This window comes from Vibrio sp. V43_P6S15P86, from assembly GCF_009904725.1.
Lineage (GTDB): Bacteria > Pseudomonadota > Gammaproteobacteria > Enterobacterales > Vibrionaceae > Vibrio > Vibrio diabolicus.
On sequence record NZ_WXWT01000027.1, the window covers coordinates 1 to 3,125 of the forward strand.

Here is a 3,125-nt window from a genome sequence, read left to right on the forward strand (position 1 = left end):
GCGCCCTTTTCACAAATTTAAAGCAACAGAAGGAAAGTTACCCAAAACTGTGCACTAAATGTTCAAAAAGTCTTTCCATCGCTCGATAAGAATCATGAAGTCCTCTATTCCACAGCTTGCTGTACTTTCTGCATTGTAGAAATCGAATTCACTTTCCATCTCAACATCATGGTCATGGGCCAATGCGTTTTCTTGTACTAGGACTTCATCGCCCTGAATCATCAAGCTAATTTCCGTGCCTGTTAGGTTATGCTCTTGAGAAGGCGCTGAAAATGACTGCTCAATTAGCTTTTCAACCTGAGCAATCTTCATCGGATCTTTGCCAATTTCTTCTTGTAGCCAGCGCCCAACAATCTCATGCCCCATGCTGCATTTTACGTAGTACTCGCCCATCAACGTGTTACGGATGAATTCAAATTCCATCGAGATTGCCTTTTCGTATCAATTTGGTGCGGAGTATAGCGAATTGCGCCCATAAAAAAAGCACCTCGTTTGAGGTGCTTTTTAATTGTGCAGTTAAACTTATGCAGGCTCTTGGAAGATCACTTCATCCGCTTTCTTGGTGTACTGATCCATTTTATGAAAGTTCAAGTAGCGGTAAGTATCTGTAGCGGTTGCATCAATTTGCTTCGCATACTCCAAGTACTCTTCTTTGGTTGGAATCTTACCAAGGATTGCACCGACTGCAGCTAGTTCCGCAGACGACAGGTAAACATTCGCACCAGTACCTAGACGGTTTGGGAAGTTACGCGTTGAGGTCGACATCACTGTTGATTTGTCTGCAACACGCGCTTGGTTACCCATACACAGTGAACATCCTGGTGTTTCGATTCGAACCCCAGCACGGCCAAAGATACCGTAATAACCCTCTTCCGTTAGCTGATCCTTGTCCATCTTCGTTGGCGGAGCGATCCATAGACGAGTTGCAAGCTGTCCGTTGAACTTATCTAGCAGCTTACCAGCAGCGCGGAAGTGACCGATGTTCGTCATACAAGAACCGATGAACACTTCATCAATCGCTGTGCCTTGTACTTCAGACAACAAGCGAGCGTCATCCGGATCATTCGGGGCACATAGTACTGGCTCATTGATTTCAGCCATATCGATTTCAATCACATGTGCATATTCAGCATCTTTATCTGCTTGCATCAGCTCAGGATTTGCTAGCCACTCTTCCATCGCTGTAATACGACGTTCGATAGTACGGCGGTCACCGTAACCTTCAGAGATCATCCACTTCAGCATTACGATGTTAGAGTTTAGGTACTCTTCGATCGACTCTTGAGACAGTTTCACAGTACAACCTGCCGCAGAACGCTCAGCAGAAGCATCAGACAGCTCAAATGCTTGCTCAACCGTTAGCGTTTCTAGGCCTTCAATCTCAAGGATACGGCCAGAGAATTCGTTGATCTTGCCCGCTTTCTCTACTGTTAGTAGACCTTGCTGAATCGCGTAGTAAGGGATGGCATGAACAAGGTCACGCAGTGTGATACCCGGTTGCATTTCACCTTTAAAGCGAACCAAGATTGACTCAGGCATATCTAGTGGCATAACGCCTGTCGCAGCAGCAAAGGCAACCAAACCCGAACCTGCTGGGAATGAAATACCTAGAGGGAAACGAGTATGCGAGTCACCACCCGTACCGACAGTATCCGGCAGTAGCATACGGTTTAGCCATGAGTGGATAATACCGTCACCAGGACGAAGAGATACACCACCGCGGTTCATGATAAAGTCCGGAAGTGTGTGGTGCGTGTTAACGTCTACTGGTTTTGGATAAGCCGATGTGTGACAGAAAGACTGCATGACAAGATCAGCAGAGAAGCCCAAACACGCCAAGTCTTTAAGTTCATCACGAGTCATAGGGCCGGTAGTATCTTGCGAGCCTACTGTCGTCATCTTCGGCTCACAGTAGGTACCAGGGCGAATGCCTTCTACGCCACACGCTTTACCAACCATTTTCTGTGCAAGCGTGTAACCCTTGCCAGAATCTGCGATTTCACCAGGTTTACGGAATACATCCGAAGGCTCAAGACCTAGCGATTGACGCGCTTTGTCTGTCAAACCACGACCGATGATCAATGGGATACGACCACCAGCACGAACTTCATCAATCAGTACTTCTGTTTTTAGCGAGAACTCAGCTAGAACCTCACCAGTTTCGTGGTTGCAAACTTTACCTTCATATGGGTAAACATCGATAACATCGCCCATGTTGAGCTTAGTCACGTCGACTTCGATTGGTAGTGCGCCCGCATCTTCCATTGTGTTGAAGAAGATAGGTGCAATTTTACCACCAAGCACATAACCACCAGCACGTTTGTTTGGAACGTAAGGGATATCATCTCCCATGAACCAAAGTACTGAGTTGGTTGCAGATTTACGTGAAGAACCAGTACCAACAACATCACCAACGTAAACCAACTGGTGACCTTTTTCTTTCAATTCTTCAATTTGCTTGATGGGACCAATATTGCCCGGTTGATCAGGATTGATGCCTTCACGCTCGTTCTTCAGCATCGCAAGTGCGTGCACTGGGATATCAGGACGAGACCAAGCATCAGGTGCAGGTGAAAGGTCATCCGTGTTCGTTTCACCTGTTACTTTAAATACAGTTAGAGTGACTTTTTCTTCAAGCTTAGGCTTAGAAAGGAACCACTCAGCATCAGCCCATGACTGAAGTACTTTCTGTGCATGCGCATTGCCTGCTTTTGCTTTCTCTTCTACATCATAGAAAGCATCAAACATCAGAAGTGTATGAGACAGCGCTTCTACAGCAATCTCTGCCAGCGCTTCGTCATCCAATAGCTCAACTAGCGGTGCGATGTTGTAACCACCTTGCATAGTGCCTAGCAGTTCAGCCGCTTTTTCACGGCTCACAAGTGGTGATTTAACTTCACCTTTTGCTACAGCCGTTAGGAAACCCGCTTTTACATAAGCAGCTTCATCAACACCTGGAGGGATACGGTTTTCAAGTAGGTCAAGAATGACTTCTTCTTCACCTTGTGGGGGGGTTTTCAGAAGTTCTACAAGTCCAGCAACTTGTTCTGCGTCTAGCGGTTTAGGAACAACTCCTTCAGCAGCACGCTCTTCGACGTGTTTACGGTAGGCTTCAAGCACGACTT

Annotated in this window: 2 protein-coding genes; both read right to left on the minus strand. The window is 46.5% G+C overall.

Features of this window, described 5'->3' with window-relative positions; all coding sequences use genetic code 11:
- Window positions 1-54: 54 nt before the first annotated feature.
- On the minus strand, window positions 55-423 hold the full coding sequence (locus CAG69_RS01400; RefSeq protein ID WP_012841428.1) for a YacL family protein: 369 nt from the start codon (window positions 421-423) through the stop codon (window positions 55-57).
- Between the two features lie 99 nt (window positions 424-522).
- Window positions 523-3,120 (minus strand): bifunctional aconitate hydratase 2/2-methylisocitrate dehydratase, encoded by a 2,598-nt coding sequence (gene acnB / locus CAG69_RS01405; protein ID WP_161442354.1) that lies wholly within the window; start codon window positions 3,118-3,120, stop codon window positions 523-525.
- Window positions 3,121-3,125 lie beyond the last annotated feature (5 nt).